At 40.8% G+C, this 16,357-nt stretch carries 17 protein-coding genes and 2 tRNA genes; 12 read left to right on the top strand and 7 right to left on the bottom strand.

Annotation, left to right across the window (positions count from 1 at the left end):
- Nucleotides 1-335 precede the first annotated feature (335 nt).
- From KTI79_RS17115 to KTI79_RS17100, 4 genes are read left to right on the top strand one after another with little or no spacing between them, the layout of a single operon-like run.
- A complete protein-coding gene (locus tag KTI79_RS17115) occupies nt 336-467 on the top strand; it encodes a hypothetical protein (RefSeq protein ID WP_002115031.1) in 132 nt (43 codons plus the stop codon).
- Entirely contained in the window at nt 458-2,557 is a 2,100-nt protein-coding gene (locus KTI79_RS17110; protein WP_032054271.1) for an FUSC family protein, read from the top strand. Before KTI79_RS17115 ends, KTI79_RS17110 begins: the two co-directional genes overlap by 10 nt.
- Entirely contained in the window at nt 2,550-2,756 is a 207-nt protein-coding gene (locus KTI79_RS17105; protein WP_032054272.1) for a DUF1656 domain-containing protein, read from the top strand. Before KTI79_RS17110 ends, KTI79_RS17105 begins: the two co-directional genes overlap by 8 nt.
- Before the next feature lie 39 nt (nt 2,757-2,795).
- On the top strand, nt 2,796-3,797 hold the full coding sequence (locus KTI79_RS17100) for an HlyD family secretion protein (protein WP_032005687.1): 1,002 nt from the start codon (nt 2,796-2,798) through the stop codon (nt 3,795-3,797).
- Nucleotides 3,798-3,842: 45 nt separating this feature from the next.
- Here KTI79_RS17100 and ruvX read toward each other — a convergent pair whose 3' ends face one another.
- The 3 genes from ruvX to recN all read right to left on the bottom strand — a co-directional run bounded on the left by ruvX (nt 3,843) and on the right by recN (nt 6,628).
- A complete protein-coding gene (ruvX, locus tag KTI79_RS17095; protein ID WP_032054273.1) occupies nt 3,843-4,283 on the bottom strand; it encodes a Holliday junction resolvase RuvX in 441 nt (146 codons plus the stop codon).
- Nucleotides 4,283-4,837, bottom strand: coding sequence for a YqgE/AlgH family protein (locus KTI79_RS17090; protein ID WP_002114753.1), 555 nt, complete (start codon nt 4,835-4,837; stop codon nt 4,283-4,285). The genes ruvX and KTI79_RS17090 overlap by 1 nt, the downstream gene beginning before the upstream one ends.
- A 123-nt stretch (nt 4,838-4,960) precedes the next feature.
- Entirely contained in the window at nt 4,961-6,628 is a 1,668-nt protein-coding gene (gene recN / locus KTI79_RS17085) for a DNA repair protein RecN (protein ID WP_032054274.1), read from the bottom strand.
- A gap of 114 nt (nt 6,629-6,742) precedes the next feature.
- On the opposite strand from recN, the gene KTI79_RS17080 reads away from it, so the two are divergent.
- From KTI79_RS17080 to KTI79_RS17065, 4 genes are all read left to right on the top strand, one after another.
- Nucleotides 6,743-8,053, top strand: coding sequence for a tetratricopeptide repeat protein (locus KTI79_RS17080; RefSeq protein WP_032054275.1), 1,311 nt, complete (start codon nt 6,743-6,745; stop codon nt 8,051-8,053).
- A gap of 76 nt (nt 8,054-8,129) precedes the next feature.
- Nucleotides 8,130-8,456 (top strand): pyrimidine/purine nucleoside phosphorylase, encoded by a 327-nt coding sequence (locus KTI79_RS17075; RefSeq protein WP_004795031.1) that lies wholly within the window; start codon nt 8,130-8,132, stop codon nt 8,454-8,456.
- A gap of 101 nt (nt 8,457-8,557) precedes the next feature.
- A complete protein-coding gene (gene rlmB / locus KTI79_RS17070; protein ID WP_032054276.1) occupies nt 8,558-9,307 on the top strand; it encodes a 23S rRNA (guanosine(2251)-2'-O)-methyltransferase RlmB in 750 nt (249 codons plus the stop codon).
- A gap of 35 nt (nt 9,308-9,342) precedes the next feature.
- A complete protein-coding gene (locus tag KTI79_RS17065; RefSeq protein WP_016142379.1) occupies nt 9,343-10,257 on the top strand; it encodes a DMT family transporter in 915 nt (304 codons plus the stop codon).
- On the opposite strand, the gene coaE is transcribed toward KTI79_RS17065, so the two are convergent.
- From coaE to pilB, 4 genes are read right to left on the bottom strand one after another with little or no spacing between them, the layout of a single operon-like run.
- Complete coding sequence (gene coaE, locus KTI79_RS17060) at nt 10,254-10,850, bottom strand: dephospho-CoA kinase (RefSeq protein ID WP_032054277.1); 597 nt, start codon at nt 10,848-10,850, stop codon at nt 10,254-10,256. The two genes, KTI79_RS17065 and coaE, sit on opposite strands and share 4 nt — an antisense overlap.
- A gap of 1 nt (nt 10,851) precedes the next feature.
- Complete coding sequence (locus KTI79_RS17055; RefSeq protein ID WP_086376311.1) at nt 10,852-11,712, bottom strand: prepilin peptidase; 861 nt, start codon at nt 11,710-11,712, stop codon at nt 10,852-10,854.
- A complete protein-coding gene (locus KTI79_RS17050) occupies nt 11,712-12,938 on the bottom strand; it encodes a type II secretion system F family protein (RefSeq protein ID WP_032054279.1) in 1,227 nt (408 codons plus the stop codon). Before KTI79_RS17050 ends, KTI79_RS17055 begins: the two co-directional genes overlap by 1 nt.
- Before the next feature lie 26 nt (nt 12,939-12,964).
- A complete protein-coding gene (gene pilB, locus KTI79_RS17045; RefSeq protein ID WP_086376312.1) occupies nt 12,965-14,677 on the bottom strand; it encodes a type IV-A pilus assembly ATPase PilB in 1,713 nt (570 codons plus the stop codon).
- A gap of 291 nt (nt 14,678-14,968) precedes the next feature.
- On the opposite strand from pilB, the gene tpiA reads away from it, so the two are divergent.
- The 4 genes from tpiA (at nt 14,969) to KTI79_RS17025 (ending at nt 16,357) form a co-directional block, all read left to right on the top strand.
- Nucleotides 14,969-15,763 (top strand): triose-phosphate isomerase, encoded by a 795-nt coding sequence (gene tpiA / locus KTI79_RS17040; protein WP_032054281.1) that lies wholly within the window; start codon nt 14,969-14,971, stop codon nt 15,761-15,763.
- A 12-nt stretch (nt 15,764-15,775) separates the two neighbouring features.
- Entirely contained in the window at nt 15,776-16,105 is a 330-nt protein-coding gene (secG, locus tag KTI79_RS17035) for a preprotein translocase subunit SecG (protein WP_016142373.1), read from the top strand.
- A gap of 56 nt (nt 16,106-16,161) precedes the next feature.
- Nucleotides 16,162-16,246 (top strand) — tRNA-Leu (locus KTI79_RS17030).
- Nucleotides 16,247-16,285: 39 nt separating this feature from the next.
- Nucleotides 16,286-16,357 (top strand) — tRNA-Met (locus KTI79_RS17025).

Genomic DNA, 16,357 nt, shown 5'->3' with positions numbered 1-16,357 from the left:
ATCTTTGAGTTTTTATAACAGAAAAAAAGAAGATTTGTCTCAATTCTAAAATAAATGCCTGATTTGAGTATTTTACTCTGACAAAGAGAAAACTTCTCTTGGCTTATACATCATATACGATAATTAAAAAATATATCAAATTATCAAATAGAGATATTTTAGTTGACTAAATCGCTTTATTTTGAAAAAATTGCCAAACAAAATATCTAATCGAGAAATTGGTCGGTTCCAGATTGATTTCTTGATACCTCTTCTTTCCAAAGCTTGGCCGTTTAAATGGCGCCCAAACTGAAATCATTTCGGCCAATCAGGCGAGATGTGGAAAAATCATTGTATTGAAGGATGCCCCTCATATCATTTGCTTTGAGGCAAATGGCAAAGTTGTGTTGTCTTTAGAAAGACAATCAAATATTGAAGGGCATGCTCATCAGTTCAAATCTGTATTTGAGATGAGTTCATGTTATTAAAGCAAATACTGGCGTTCCGCCCGAGTAGGCTTGATCTGATCTTTGCCTTAAAAACATTTATTGCCGGAATGTTGGCACTATTTGTTTCGTTTGAATTAGATCTGATTAACCCGATGTGGTCGATTGGTACGGTCCTGATTATTGCCAATCCATATTCAGGAATGGTGTCCTCTAAATGTGTCTATCGTGTGGTAGGGACAATTGGCGGAGCTGTGATTGCCCTAACTCTAACGCCACATCTAATTAATACACCTTGGATATTTACCGTGGTGTTATCGTTGTGGGTGGGTTTTGCGCTTTATGTTTCGTTACTCGATCGTACTCCACGTAGTTATGCTTTTATGCTGGCGGGTTACTCGACAGCCATGATCGTCTTCAATGCGATTACCTATATTGATCAATACAATATATTTGATATTGCTTTAGCTCGGGTCATAGAAATCTCGATTGGTGTGATTTCAAGTGCCGTGGTTTCTGCCACGATTCTTCCAATGCATATTGGCTCGGCAATTAAACAGCGGGTGATCAAAACCCTAAAAGATACAGAAAATCTGTTTGCTAATTTATTAACTACAGATTCGCAGCAGAACAATACTCAGCTTCTGGCTGCCATCACTCGTGACACCACAGACATTCATGCCTTGGCAGTACATTTGAGTTATGAGAAGGGCGAGTTGCATGGTATGACCAAACCCTTGCAGGAAATGCTTCATCAAATCTCAATGGTGGTCGCTAATCTAGTCGCTTTATCTGAGCGTATTAAGCAGCTTCAAGAACTTCGGTTTATCGAGACTCATGCAGAAAAACTGCAACAGCTTTCAGCTCATGTTGTACAGTTTTTAGAGCAAAAAGATCTGATTATTGATGAAAATATTTTGCAGTTGCCTGATGAGTTTGAAAGCGATTTTGCAAGTTTGATGGAGTCGGCTTCTACACATCAACAAGTTTTGGTTGCAGCTATGAAAATGGATGTGCGCCATTTCATTAGTAATGTGTTAGCCGTTAAAGTTTTGTGGCAGCGAATTCAGCAAGGTAATAAAGAGATTCCTGACAACATTACGCCAATGACGACCAAATATCCAAGTTTACACCGTGATCATGGGGTGGCGATACGAGGCGGTATTAGTGCAGTCCTTATTACTTTTATTGTGACTGGGGTCTGGATTGTGTCGGGATGGAAAGCTGGATTTATGATGGCGCAAATGGGAGCAGTAACAGCCTGTATTTTAACGGCCTTAGATAACCCCGTGCCAGTTTTGCGTATTTTTATCTGGGGCAGTATTGCTTCAGCAGTTTTAGTCTTCGTTTATGCATTTGGTATTTTCCCGCATGTCACAACTTTCTGGGAACTTGGACTGGTTTTATTACCGATGTTCTTATTCGCAGTGTCTATGATGGCTAACCAGATGCTGATGCCAGTAGGTATGGTGTTGGGTATTAATACCATGATGGGACTAAACTTGCACAATGCTTATAGCATGGATGCGGTGTCTTATCTTGATAGTTCATTTGCCATGATCTTAGGTGTTTTAGTTTCTTTGATTGTCATTGACGTTGTTCGTGCCATGTCACCAGACACGAGTGCTAGCCGTATTTTAGCCTTACATTACCGTGCCATGCGACAAGCGATCTACCTGCCATATGGCCTTGATTTTAAAGTTCATCTACGCAGTATGCTAGATCGGATTGGGATTCTAAACAGCAAAATGGTGCAATCAGACGAGATTAAAGCCTCAATTCAACAAGCATTGATTGAGTCGAGTAGTATTGTCGATTTAAGCCGATTGCAAGAGTTAGCTAATCAGTTCCCTCAAACATCCGAACTCACTCAGCATATTGGTGATTTGCAACAAAATCTGGATGAACTGTTTAGAGCGAAAGAAAATGACAGAAATGATACAGCGGCTTTAGTAGAGAAAATCTACCAAGCGTTATTTGAATTAAAACAGCTTGCTTCAAATGTTGAAGATATGACTATGCGACAAAGATTACTCATTTCACTGAACAATATTGCTTATAGCATGTGTCATGTTTCATCAGATCAAATGAATGAAAACAGCACCCTGAGAGGAGCCCCAGCAAATGGGTGAGTTTAATGTTTATGGTATTTACGTGCCTTCTTTGCTCGTTCAAGCACTCTTGGCATATATCTGTTTCCGAGGGTTAAGCCCTTTGACAAACAAGTTGATTGCAAAAGGCTGGATTGCTTTACCTAGTATTTTCAATTTGTGTTTTTACCTATTACTGCTTTTGGTAATACATCAAATTTTTGTTGGGGTCGGTGCGTAGAGATGTTTGCGAAATTAAAGATTGAGTTAGGTGAGTGAAATGAATCAGGTGGATTTGAAAAAAGTCATCCGTCCAGTAATTTTGATTGTCGCATTAATGGTGGCGGTCTATACCATTGTGCATTTGTGGAACTACTATAATGCAGCGCCGTGGACACGCGACGGTCGAGTTCGTGGTGACGTTATTCAAGTATCTTCGGATGTTGCAGGGCTTGTTACAGAAGTATTGGTTCAAGATAACCAGACTGTGAAAAAAGGTCAGGTACTCTTTAAAATTGATGTTTCTCGCCGAGCTTTAGATGTAGAACAGGCAAAATCTGATTTAGCAAAAGCAAATGCAGCCTTTGCCCAAGCACAAGCTGGTTTAGCACAAGCAAAAGCGAACCTAATTAAATCTGAAACAAATATTAAATTAGCCGAGAAAAACGCAAGCCGCTACTCAAATCTTATGGATGGCGCCATCTCTAAACAAGAACAAGATCAAGTTTTCGCAACACGTGATCAATCTCACGCTGAACATGAGCAACTCCAAGCTGCTATTCAACAAGCGGAAGCAACTGTTAAACAACAACAGGCTCTCATTGAGGCGGCTACGAGTAATTTGCATTTGGCTGAGCTTAATATGCATCGTGCTGCGGTGATTGCTCCAGCTGATGGTACGTTATCTAACTTTGATATGCGCCCAGGTAACTATGTTCAAGTTGGGCAGGCGGTTGCAGCATTACTTGACCGTAAACAACTCTATGTTGTGGGCTATTTTGAAGAGACGAAGTTAAACCGTATTCATGTTGGTGATCAGGCCAGTGTACAGTTAATGGGTGATAGTCAGAAAATTAAAGGCCATGTACAAGGTATTGCATCGGGTATTGAAGACCGTGAACGCTCAAGCAGCTCTAAACTTCTTGCTAATGTAAATCCAACGTTTAGTTGGGTTCGTTTAGCGCAGCGTGTGCCTGTAAAAATCGTATTGGATGAAACACCAAAGAACCAGCTTGCTTTTGTCTCTGGACGTACGGCAACTGTGCATATTATTGAGAAATAAAACGAGAAATAAAAAAGGAAGGCTTTAGCCTTCCTTTTTTTAATCTTACGGTGTTAAACCGACCGGATTTCGATACCAACTCTGGATGAGTAATGCTGCTGCAAAACTATCTGCCGAGAGTTTTTTTGCTCGACCTTGCTCTTGGTAGAAACCGAGTTCTTCTCGTGCTTCACGTGTAGTTAAACGCTCATCTACCATTAATGTTTCAATATTGGTTTGATGGCGTAAACGTCTCGCAAATTTGCGGGCACGTGTAGAAAGTTCTGACTCGCTATCATCCATATTCAAAGGCAAACCAACCAAAAATAGATCAGGTTGCCATTCTTTCACGATTTTTAAGAGCTGATCCCAGTTTGGAATACCATCTTTCATCACAAATAGAGGGAGGGGATTGGTACTTTCAATTGAAGACTGGCCAATCGCCATTCCCATTTTTTGAGTACCAAAGTCAAAAGCCATAATCGATTTTGATTGTGTTTCGGTCATTAAGCATGTCCGATTTCAGATGCTAACCATGCACGATCTACACCGATTTTTTTATAAGCTGCATCCCAACGATCGTCATAAGGCAGGTTAAAAATCAGATCCATATCGGCATCACAAATGAGCCAGTCACCACGCGTAATCTCGTCTTCTAACTGGTTTTTACCCCAGCTCGCATAACCTAAAGCAATTTGATATCGACCAACACCTTCATTATGGGCAATCGCATCAAGAATATCTTTACTGGTGGTAATACAAACATTTTCACCTACAGCGATAGATGAATGCCATGTCGGTTGTCCAGTATGAAGAACGAATCCAGCTTCGGGACGTAATGGGCCACCTTGTAAAACCACATGTGGATTTACATTGTCTGCTTCAATGTCGAGATCATTGAGTAATTCTTTAATTTGAATGCCGGAAGGGCGGTTAATAATAATGCCTTGAGCACCTTCTTCATCATGACGGGCAAGATAAATTACAGTGTTTGCGAAAAAGTCATCTGCCATTTCTGGCGGGGCAATCAGACAACGGTGAGTCAGATATTGTTTGGTCACCTAAGCGGTTCTCCCTCAAAAAATGTCACTAGAGGGTCTCTCGACCCTTTTATCTATATAGGTTCTTTTTATCAACATACAAGAGTTAATCGGATTTCGCCAATCTTTTTCTCTCATTTTTTATTAATTTGAAGAAGCCTGAAATTTAAGTTGGCGTAATTGTTTTGCGTGTTGCAAGGTTGTTTCATTAATTTCAACACCGCCTGACATGCGTGCTAACTCGAAAATGATTTGATTTTCGTCTAGTTCCACAATTGTACTACTGGCTGGGTCAGTTTGTTGTTTCTTCACTAATAAATGCTGATCAGACTGTGCTGCAACTTGTGCTTGGTGCGTAATACATAAGAGTTGAACATGTTGAGCTAAATCAGCAAGTAAACGTCCCACAACTTCTGCGGTTCCACCACTAATCCCGACATCAATTTCATCAAACACCAAAACTTCTGCTTCGGTTTTTTCAGCATTCATGACTTGCATAACTAACGCAATACGTGAAAGTTCACCACCTGAAGCGACGCGTGCTAGTGGTTGTGGCGGAATACCTTTGTTAGCCGTAAATAGAAGCTGAATAAAACTTAAGCCTTCAGAGGTAGGTTGCTCTAGTGGTTCAAATTTAAACTCGAAATGTGCTTCTGGTAGTGCTAAAGGTTTAACCTGTTCAGTTAATTGTTTAGCAAGCGGAGCAGCAGCTTCACGGCGAATATGATCTAAATGCTGAGCTTTCTCTAAGAACTCCTCATGAGATTTTTCAACTTGTTCTGCCAGAGTCTCTGGGTCTTCAAGTTGATGTAATTGCTCAAGCTCGCTTTGCCAAGCTTCATACTCTTCTTTAAGCGTTTCTGGTTGAGTGCGATATTTACGTGCCAGACGGTGGAAAACTTCCAATTTGGAATTTAGCTCTTCCATTCGTTCTGGATCAAAACTTTGACGATCAATAAATTGACGCAAGTTTGCTGTTGCATCATCTATTTCACTTTGAGCATTGAGTAAAGAATTATAAATCTCAGAAAGTTGTTCGCTACGCCCCGCGTGAGACTCTAGACGGCGAATAATCGAAGACATTTCTTGAGTAATATTCTGCTCAGCTTCATCTAAGACATTTAAGCTATAGCTACAGTCTTGCATGATATGTTCATGATGACTGAGGCGGTCGAACTCTTGCTCAATTTCTTTATAGTCAGTTTGAATAACCTCTTCGAGTTCTTCAATTTGATGTTCTAAAGTACCAATGCGTTGTAGACGCGTTGCTTGTGCATCTAGGGCCGCTTGGTGCAAACGAATGGTACGTTGCCATGTGCTATAAGCTTCACGTACATCATTCGCTTCAGCATAAAAATTGTTATAACGGTCTAACCAATGCTTTGGATAAGGCGGTTCAAGAAGTTGTTGCTGACTATGCTGACTATAGAGTTGAACCAGCAAACGCCCTAATTCTTTAAGTTCAGATAAGCTGCTCGGACGTCCATTGACCCAAGCTTTACTACGTCCAGTTGCAAAAATAACACGACGTAAATGAATTTCCCCAGAATCATCATCTAGCTCGTGGTCTTGGAGCCATTTTGCTTCAGGACTATTATTTTGATAGGTAAAAACAGCGGTAATATCCGCTTTGTCCGAACCATAACGGACATAATTTGTATCTGTACGTTCCCCTAGGCAGGCAGAGAGTGCATCCAGTAATAATGATTTTCCGGCACCTGTTTCGCCTGTTAGAACATTAAATCCTTGTTCTATATCAATAGCCAAATGATCAGCTAATGCAAAATTAATTAAAGTTAAATGTGTGAGCATAAACGCATCCAACGCGCCAAATTATGGGTTAAAGATAGAGAAGTTTTGAATTTGCTACAAGTGATCTATTATTCTAACTGAAATTATAGAACAGCAAGATTGCGGATATTTACAATGAAAAAAACATTAAGCTTACCGAAACCACCAATAGGGATGATGAACCGCCATAAAAAAAACAACCCTGCGGAAATGAATAAAATTTTAAATCAGCTTTTTAATGCATTTAAACAAGCCGCAGCACAAGGGAATTATGCCAAAGCTTATCAACATGTTAAACAAGCTGTTAGCTTAGTTCCTAAGCATCCAGGTGCCTTGTCAGACTTAGCTTATACCGAATTACGCTTAGGCCGTTATAACGATGCCTATCAACATTATTTACAAGCGATTCAAGCAAGTGGAGCTAACGTAAATACAAACTTATATGATGGACTCACAGAAGTTTGTCATCATTTAAAGAAAAAAGAAGAAACAATCAAATTTGGACGCTTGGCAATTGCAACCAAAAAAGAATTAGCGAAGAGCGAACCTGTTTTGGCGATTCCAGATCATGCACCATCAGCATTTAGTGCAAATCCTAAAGAGAATATTATTGCTTTTTCATTATTTGGAGCCAACCCTCGTTATTGTGAAACCTCTATTTTAAATACTCAGCTTGCCAAACAGATTTATCCAGAATGGACGTGTCGATTTTATGTCGATGAAAGTGTGCCAGTACTCGTACAACAGCGCTTAAAAGAGAAGGGCGCGCAAGTTATTCAGGTTACAGATTCTCAGAAACAACTATCTGGCCTGTTTTGGCGCTTTTTGGTGATGGATGATCCGACAATTAAGCGTTTTCTGATACGTGATGCCGACTCTATTGTGTCGCATCGTGAAAAAGTGGCTGTAGATGCATGGCTCAAAAGTGATAAGTGGTTTCACTTAATGCGAGATAATTATTCTCATACTGAGTTAGTTTTGGCGGGAATGTGGGGTGGATGTACGGGGATTTTTCATAATATTGAAGCACATATCAGGGATTATGTTGCCACCGGACGTTATCTGGATAATCGGGTGATGGATCAGCATTATTTGCGCTATTGTATTTGGCCGACTTTAAAACAAAGTGTGCTGATACACGACAGTCAGCAATTTGATCCGGAGGCTACCGATTTTCCAGCTTATGATCTGGCGTTAATGCAAAACGACAGCGAAAATTTTCATGTAGGAATGAATGACAGTTCACCGGTAGTTGCTACAGCAGTTGCCCATCCAACTGCACAGAGAGTGTGTTGGGTACTTCTAGATGAAAATCAGGTCGAAGTTTGCAGATACGATGCAATTGTGTCTACTGATCGAAATATTGAGATTAACTTACCTCATGCTTTTGCCAAAAAAATTCAGGCACAGCAGTGGAAATTACAAGTCTATCCGTATGAAAACTGATTGATTAGTTATTTAGGCACAATTAAACTACATTCATCATAATTTATATAAATACGGCATTATCTGGAGAGTGTGCATGAGTTCAACCCAATTTGATCATGTAACGGTCATAAAAAAATCAAACGTTTATTTTGGCGGAGCTTGTATTAGCCATACCGTGCAATTTGAAGATGGAACTAAAAAAACATTAGGTGTTATTTTGCCGACTGAGCAGGCTTTAACTTTTGAGACGCATGTTCCTGAGCGTATGGAAATTATTTCAGGCGAATGTCGCGTAACAATTGCGGACAGCACTGAAAGTGAGTTATTCCGTGCAGGACAATCATTTTATGTGCCTGGTAATAGTCTTTTTAAAATCGAAACTGATGAAGTCCTCGATTACGTGTGCCATTTAGAAGGCTAAGAAATTCCTATTCAAATCGGGTACACTATGCCCAAAGAAATCCTGTGAAGTTGGCTTTACAGGATTTTATTTTTTTGCTCAAACGTTGTTAGAGGTCATGCATGGCAAAACCGGAATATTATTATGGCGTTCATTCAGTGGAGTCATTGTTAGAACTTGAGCCGGAACGTGTGCTAACCCTGTTTACTTTAAAAGGACGGGATGACCAGCGTTTGCAAAAGATTTTGCAATTGGCAGAGCCTTTTGGAATCAGTGTACAAAAAGCAAGCCGTGATAGTCTCGAAAAGCTTGCAGGTCTACCATTTCATCAAGGTGTAGTTGCCGCAGTACGTCCGCATCCGACTTTAAATGAAAAAGATCTAGATCAGATTTTGGCTGAGACCCCAGATGCATTGTTATTGGCACTAGATCAGGTGACAGACCCGCATAACTTAGGGGCCTGCATTCGTACAGCTGCTGCAATGGGCGTGCAAGCGGTGATTGTGCCTCGTGATCGTTCGGCAAGCTTAACTCCTACAGCGCGTAAAGTTGCAGCGGGCGGAGCTGAAAAAGTTAAATTCATTCAAGTCACAAACTTGGCTCGTACATTAGCCCATTTGAAAGAAACGACTCATACACGTGTGATTGGTACTATGCTGGATGAAAGTGCAATGCCAATTCAAAAATGTGATTTCACGGGCCCAGTTGTGATTGTTATGGGAGCCGAAGATACGGGTTTACGCCCAATTACACAGGCACAGTGTGACCATAAAGTTTATATTCCGATGTCTGGAAATTTACAGAGTCTCAATGTGAGCGTGGCAACAGGTATGGCACTTTATGAGGCTTGTCGTCAGCGTTCTGAGGTATAATCTAGCTGCCTTTCTAGTTTCTAAGCAGTCTTGATATGTCTCCCCGTAAGCAAGGTTATTTTTTTGTATTGGTGACCATGTGCATTTGGGGCGGGTTTACACTTTTTGCCCGTTTAAATGCACAGTGGCACATCAGTGCTTGGGACATTGCTGCACTGCGCTTTGCTATCGCCTTCCTGATTTTGATGCCGATTCTGATCTATAAGAAAGATCTCGCTTTTTTATGGAGTAAGCACGCAGTTATTTTGGCGCTCATTGGCGGAGTCATTTATTGTCTTACGGTCTACACCGCTTTTCTTTATGCTCCCGCTGCACATGCTGCCATTTTTTTAAATGGTTGTATCCCAATTTGTACTGCAATTGCAGCATACATTTTATTTAGGCAACCATTTGATAAACATACATGGATTAGTCTGGCGATTATGATCACTGCCTTGGCTCTCATGAGTGTTTTGATGTTGCAAGGTAATGCTTCTGCTTTTGGCGTAGGGGATTTACTTCTTTTTATTAGTGCGATTTGGTGGGGCATTTTCACTGTATTACTTAAACAGTGGAAACTTTCTGCATGGCACTCTATGGCAAGTGTCGCGATTTGGTCTGCAATTATTTACTTACCCATCTATGCTTTATTCTTACCTAAACATTTCATGGAAGTCAGTCCTGTTCATCTCGCGATACAAGGTATTTTCCATGGTGTGTTTGTCGTGATTATTGCGACCTTAACCTATGTTGCGGCTATCCAAAGACTTGGTGCTTTCAAAACGGGAAGTATTGTTACTTTAGCGCCGTTTATTGCTGCCATTTTAGCTGTACCTTTACTTGGCGAGTCATTAAGTCCATCGATTGTTGTGGGCTTGGTCGGAATGGGAATCGGTGCCTTACAACCTTGGCGCTGGTTTCGACAAGATAGCTTGGCGCAAAAGATTCAACAGCAAAATAAGCAAGATTAGTTTGCACGTTTCAAATAGCTTTGGTGTAACGGCTCTAATTGCTGATATAAATGTTCGAGTAATCCGTCATTAAACACAATGTCATTGGTAAGTTCACGTTTGCGCTCGCGTGGCATTTGTGCGGCAATAATTTTCTGAATTTGTTCTTGGTTTTGCCCATCTCGCTGGCTTGCACGCTGAATTTGAGTTTGTTCACTCGCATCAACTAATAAGGTGTGGTTAACCAGCTCATGCTGGTTGGTTTCAAAAAGTAGTGGTGAAACTAAAATCACATACGGACTTTTTGGATTTTGTAGCTGTTGAATAATAGATTGGCGAATGGCTGGATGTGTGATTTTCTCAAGTGTTTGTCTTGCTTCAGGGTTTTGAAAAATATATTCACGTAGGGCGCGACGATCTAGATTGCCGTCGGATTGAAGTACCCAATCGCCAAAAGTTTGTTGGATTTTTTGGAGGACAGGTTGGCCTTTTTCAACCACTTCGCGAGCAACAATGTCGGCATCGACGACTTGGATTCCTTGGGACTCAAACCATTGTGTTGCTGCAGATTTTCCACTGCCAATTCCACCTGTGATTCCCAGAATAAAAGCCATCTTAACCTCCCAAATAAATTTTCATAATCTGGTCACCCCATAAAAAGGCAACCCAACCTGCAATGGCAATATAGGGCCCAAAAGCAAAGGGCTGATTGTCATTACGTAATTTTAGTAAAATGATGCCAATAATTGCACCTAGTAAAGATGACAATAGCACAATTAATGGCAGCATCAATGGCCCCATCCATGCACCTAAGGCAGCAAGCAATTTAAAGTCGCCGTAGCCCATACCTTCTTTGCCTGTAATCACTTTAAATAAGTAATACACAATCCAAAGGCATAAAAAACCGATTAAATATCCCCAAATAGCTGAGTTAGGCGAGGTGTAGATATTAAAGGTATTAATGCCTAAGCCGAGTGCAGCCAAAGGCAAGGTAAAACGGTCGGGGAGCAGCTGAGTATCAAAGTCTATAAATGTCAGAGCAATCAGAAGCCAAGTGAGGACTAACCCCCAAAGCATTTGTAGAGTTGGGCCAAATACCATGACGACTACCAATGAACATAGCATCGTGAGTAATTCAATCGCTGGATAACGAATGCTAATAGAATGCTGGCAATGGCCACATTTTCCTCTTAACATCAACCAGCTTATGACAGGAATATTTTGATACCAACGGATAGGTTGATGGCACTCTGGACATGATGAAGCAGGTTTACTTAATGACAGCTTTTCATGCTCAATGATGGGTTGCTCAGGATTAAGCAACATTTGACATTCTTTCTGCCAATCTTGTTCCATCATTCTTGGTGTACGGTAAATCACCACATTCAAAAAGCTACCAATACATAGGCTCACGAGTGCAACAGCAATATAAAGTGCAGTTAAGTTTTGAATAAAATACGCAATGATGTCTTGCATTATACAACTGAGCCCATTTGGAAAATTGGAAGATACATAGCAATCACTAGACCACCTACGAGCACCCCTAAAATTGCCATGATTAAAGGTTCCATCATAGAAGTTAAACCATCAACGGCATTATCAACTTCATTTTCATAATAAGTGGCAACTTTATCGAGCATGCTGTCTAGTGCACCAGATTCTTCACCAATTGCGACCATTTGTATAGCCATTGATGGAAAACGATTTGAAACACGCATTGCAAATTGAAGTTGTTGACCTGTAGCAACATCTTCACGAATTTTCATCACTGCTTGTTCATAAATAACATTGTTGGTAGCACCGGCAGTTGATTCAAGCGCATCAATGAGCGGAACACCAGCGGCAAACGTAGTGGTTAAAGTACGGCTATAACGGGCAATAATCGCCTTATAAACCAGATCACCAAAGATAGGTAGTTTCAGTGTGAGTTTATCTAAGCCATCACGGAATTTTTTACTGCGCTTTTTAGCTTCGAGAAATGCGGCAATAATTGCCCCAATCACAATGATCATAATAAACCAGTATTCCTGCATCCATTTCGACATATTCACGACCATTTGGGTAAATGCAGGTAAATCTGCGCCAAAAGAAGAAAACAGGTCTTGGAAAACCGGAACAACTTTAACCATCAAAATAATGGTAACAATCACAGCAACTACAATTACCGTTGCGGGATATTTCATAGCTTTTTTGATTTTCTGCTTAAGTAATTCACTTTTTTCTTTGTAAATTGCCACGCGGTCCAACATGGTTTCAAGCGCACCAGATTGTTCACCAGACTCCACAAGAGAACAAAACAAATTATCGAAGTGTTGAGGATACTTTCTTAAAGCTGAAGCAAAGGTACTACCACCTTCAACTTCACCTTTGATCCCGAGTACCACCTCGCGCATGGCTGGGTTTTCTAGACCCTCCGCTACAATTTCAAAGCCTTGTACCAGTGGGACACCAGCTTTCATCATCGTTGCAAGTTGCCTAGTAAAAATTGTGATATCGAGCGTTGATACTTTCTTCTTGAATAAACCCTCAAGAATATTTTTACGCTTTTCCCGAATATTACGGACAGTTACACCTTGTTTGCGTAGGGTGACTTTGGCTAAGGCCATATTCTTAGCTGGAAGTTCACCCTTAATTTTTACGCCCTTACGGTCAACCCCTTCATAAGCAAAAGTCGGCATCATTTGTGCCTTTTTGACAGTCATGAATTATCCTTATTTTAAATTGTCTTTTATTCACTGGTCACGCGGTTGACTTCTTGTAACGAAGTAACACCTTGCATGACTTTCTTTAATCCTGAACGACGCAGATTATTAAACCCCAGTTTTTCAGAAGCAGCAGCGATTTCTAAAGCATTGCCATCTTCCATAATAATCTTGGAAATTTCAGGTGTAACTTTCATTACCTCGTAAATACCTACTCGACCTTTATAGCCTTCACGACACTCAGTACAACCGATAGGCTGGAAAACTTGAAAATCGGGATGAGTCAGATCTTGTTCGGTAAAGCCCATTTCTAATAGGCTCTGTTTAGGAATGTCGGCAGGTATTTTACACTGCGGGCATAGCCGACGTGCTAAACGCTGTGCAATAACCAAGTTGACTGATGTTGCGATATTAAAGGATGGAACGCCCATATTGCGTAGGCGAGTCAGTGTTTCTGGAGCACTATTGGTATGTAGTGTGGACATGACCATGTGACCAGTTTGCGCAGCTTTAATCGCAATTTCAGCCGTTTCTAAATCACGAATCTCACCGACCATAATAATGTCCGGATCTTGACGTAAAAATGATTTAAGTGCAGCAGAAAAAGTCAGACCTACTTTCGGGTTGACGTTAACCTGATTAATGCCTTCAAGGTTAATTTCAACTGGATCTTCGGCGGTGGAAATATTAGAGCTTTCAGTATTTAAAATATTTAAGCCTGTATATAAAGATACCGTTTTACCGGAACCTGTAGGACCTGTAATTAGAAGCATACCTTGTGGCTTATCCAGTGCTTCTAAAAAAAGAGCTTTCTGATCTTCTTCATATCCTAAAGCATCAATTCCAAGCATCGCGCTAGATGGATCGAGAATACGCAGAACTAGTTTTTCACCAAACAAGGTTGGAAGTGAGTTCACACGAAAATCGATTGCTTTAGTTTTTGATAGCTTGAGCTTAATACGACCATCTTGAGGGACTCGCTTTTCGGAAATATCCATTTGGGACATGACCTTTAAGCGTGAAGCTAAACGGTTAGCCAATTGCAAAGGAGGATTTGCAATCTGACGCAATACACCATCGACTCGATAACGGACCCGATATGATTTTTCATAGGGTTCAAAATGCAAGTCTGAAGCTCCCATACGAATCGCATCGATGAGTAATTTATTAATATATTTAACAATAGGTGCTTCATCGCTTTGAGGTGTTTCTTCCTCATCCTCTTGTGAGGGTGGAGCTTCAAGGTCTACATCAAGATCAAACTCTTCATCACTAAACTCGAAACTGCTTTCTTCGGTAAATTGCTGCGTCAGAATTTTCTCAAGCTTATGGTGCTCGACAATAACTGGCTCAACCATGAGCTTGCTATTAAAGCGAATAGCATCGATCGCTTCAATATTACTTGGATTGCTGGTCGCGACATATAAAATCTGCCCTCTTTGTATAAGAGGTAAGACCCGATGTTTTAAAATCAGTTTCTGATCGACCAAATCTTTGGGAATTTGGCTGGTATCGTAAACATCCAGATCAAAATATGGTTCAGCAAATTCAATAGAAATTGTTTCAGCTAATAAAGAAGGGGAGAGATGAACCTCTTCAATCAGGTACGCAACCGTATCCCGTTTAGCTCTTTTTGCTGCATCTAATGCTGTTTGCATGGTCGCTGCCGACACATGTTTTTCTTCGACTAATCGTCGAAAAAACCCCGAAAATTTTGGAGATGTATGTATGACTGACATCTGCCTACCTGTGCTCATATGCTTATAATTGGTATATAAAAAATTATACTTTTGTTATCTAAAATTACTACCTGAGAAAATGATGCTCTGGTCTTGATCCATTCGCCAAAGCTTGAACTAGTCGAAGTTTTTATTCATTAATTTTTGAAAGATGATTCTTTAGATTCAATAAACTTTTATAACTGTTTTCAATGAGTAGAAAAGATATGGGTAAAGCCGTTAAAGAAAAGTATCTGAAATTTGTATAAATGCGTGTAGAATGTGCTGCATTTTTGATGAAAGGTGAGCCGTATGTCGGGTTCGACGATTACGCCTTGGGTAGTTGGCAACTGGAAAATGAACCCAATGCGTGCCAATGCCAAACAACTTATAGAAGAATTTAAACAACTATTGCAACAAGACCAAATTGCAGATGAAAGCTGTCATGTAGGGGTTGCTCCGGTTTCTATTGCACTTGCAATGGTACAAACACAATTGCAGGATGCTGCAAGAACAGTATATACAGTTGCACAAGACGTATCACGTGTAGCAGGTACTGGCGCGTATACTGGCGAAGTCAGTGCAGAATTATTAAAAGATAGCCAAATTAACTTTGTATTGGTGGGTCATTCTGAACGCCGTGATATTTTTGGTGACAACGTTGAAATTTTGAAAGCTAAACTCCAAAATGCTTTAAATGCAGGCTTGACTGCCATTTATTGTGTTGGTGAAAGCCTCGAACAACGTGAACAAGGTTTGGCAGAGCAAGTTGTATTGCAACAAATTTGTGATATTGCTCCTATAGTTACTGCTGAGCAGTGGCAAAAGCAAATTGTAATTGCCTATGAGCCAATCTGGGCAATTGGAACAGGTAAAACTGCTTCTCCACAAGATGCACAGGCAATGCATGCTAAGATTCGTGAAGGTTTAAGTCAGATTACCTCAGCGGGTTCAGACATTGCGATTTTATATGGCGGTAGTGTAAAAGCTGAAAATGCAGTCGAATTGGCAGCATGTCCAGATATTAATGGTGCGTTGGTAGGTGGTGCTTCACTAAATGCAGCATCTTTTTATCAAATTGTACAAGCCTTTGCACAAAGTAAATAACGAGGATAGGGTATGCACTCTTTTGTACTGATCGTACATATTATTTTAGCGGTACTGATGATTGCCTTGATTCTAGTGCAACACGGTAAAGGTGCTGATGCTGGTGCTTCTTTCGGCGGTGGCGGAGCAGCAACTGTATTCGGTGCATCGGGTTCAGGTAACTTCCTTACTCGCCTTACTGCAGTTTTAACAGCCTTGTTTTTCGTAACGAGTTTAACTCTTGCTGTTTTTGCAAAAAAACAGACTACGGATGCATATAGCTTGAAAACTGTACAAACTACAGCACCTGTTCAAACGACATCGCCTGAAACTTCACCAAATGCACCAAAATCGAGTCAATAATTCGAAATAAGGCTTTCCTTTTGCAGTTGGAAGGACTAGAATGCGTCCCACAAGCTGCGGTGGTGGTGGAATTGGTAGACACGCTACCTTGAGGTGGTAGTGCCTTCGGGCGTGGGGGTTCAAGTCCCCCCTTCCGCACCAACTTTGAACCAGAAAGTTGAGTGCAAGCAGTTTATTGATGCGGGATGGAGCAGTCTGGTAGCTCGTCGGGCTCATAACCCGAAGGTCGTTGGTTCAAATCCAGCTCCCGCT

Origin of the sequence: Acinetobacter sp. WU_MDCI_Abxd143 (genome assembly GCF_025514195.1) — a bacterium.
Taxonomy (GTDB): domain Bacteria; phylum Pseudomonadota; class Gammaproteobacteria; order Pseudomonadales; family Moraxellaceae; genus Acinetobacter; species Acinetobacter pittii_H.
The sequence above is the reverse complement of the archived record's forward strand: the minus strand, read 5'-3'. Positions and strand labels throughout refer to the sequence as shown.